A 1,252-nucleotide genomic window follows, 5' to 3' on the forward strand; every position below is an offset into this window, starting at 1 on the left:
CCCGGACCCTGATCGGTTCCGGGCCCTCGCCCATGTGTCCTCGGCGCGTCTAGTCCAGGTAGTCGCGCAGGACCTGGGACCGCGAGGGGTGGCGCAGCTTCGACATCGTCTTCGACTCGATCTGGCGGATGCGCTCACGCGTCACGCCGTAGACCTTGCCGATCTCGTCCAGCGTCTTCGGCTGGCCGTCGGTGAGGCCGAAGCGCATCGAGACCACGCCCGCCTCGCGCTCGGAGAGCGTGTCGAGCACGGAGTGCAGCTGCTCCTGCAGCAGCGTGAAGCTGACCGCGTCGGCCGGGACGACCGCTTCGGAGTCCTCGATCAGGTCTCCGAACTCACTGTCGCCGTCCTCGCCGAGCGGGGTGTGCAGCGAGATCGGCTCACGGCCGTACTTCTGGACCTCGATGACCTTCTCAGGGGTCATGTCGAGCTCCTTGGCGAGCTCCTCCGGGGTGGGCTCACGGCCCAGGTCCTGGAGCATCTGGCGCTGCACCCGGGCGAGCTTGTTGATGACCTCGACCATGTGCACCGGGATGCGGATGGTGCGGGCCTGGTCGGCCATGGCGCGGGTGATCGCCTGACGGATCCACCAGGTGGCGTACGTGGAGAACTTGTAGCCCTTGGTGTAGTCGAACTTCTCGACGGCGCGGATCAGGCCGAGGTTGCCTTCCTGGATCAGGTCCAGGAAGAGCATGCCGCGCCCGGTGTAGCGCTTGGCCAGCGAGACCACGAGGCGGAGGTTGGCCTCCAGCAGGTGGTTCTTGGCCCGGCGGCCGTCCTCGGCGATGATCTCCAGCTCGCGCTTGAGCTTCGGCGCGAGCTTGTCGGAGTTGGCGAGCTTGTCCTCGGCGAAGAGGCCGGCCTCGATGCGCTTGGCGAGCTCGACCTCCTGCTCGGCGTTGAGGAGGGGGACCTTGCCGATCTGCTTCAGGTAGTCCTTGACCGGGTCGGCCGTGGCGCCGGCGACGGCGACCTGCTGCGCGGGCGCGTCGTCCTCGTCGTCGTCGGAGAGGACGAAGCCCTTGTTCTCGCCCTCGCCCTCCTCTTCCTCACCCTTGGCGGCCTTGACGTCCTCGACGGCCTCGTCACCGTCGAGGAGCTCGTCGTCCTGCTTGCCGGACTTCTTGGCGGCGGTCTTCTTGGCCGCCGTCTTCTTCACGGCGGTCTTCTTGGCGGCCGTCTTCTTGGCAGCGGCCTTCTTCGCGGGGGCGGCCACGGCGGCGTCGTCGGACGCCGTGCCGGTGCTCTCGGC

At 68.1% G+C, this 1,252-nt stretch carries 1 protein-coding gene; it reads right to left on the minus strand.

The features are described 5' to 3' along the window. Positions 1-49 precede the first annotated feature (49 nt). A partial coding sequence (locus tag IH13_RS0102580) for an RNA polymerase sigma factor (RefSeq protein WP_031080676.1) occupies positions 50-1,252 on the minus strand: 1,203 nt, incomplete at its 5' end.

This window comes from Streptomyces sp. NRRL WC-3549 (assembly GCF_000721935.1).
GTDB lineage: Bacteria > Actinomycetota > Actinomycetes > Streptomycetales > Streptomycetaceae > Streptomyces.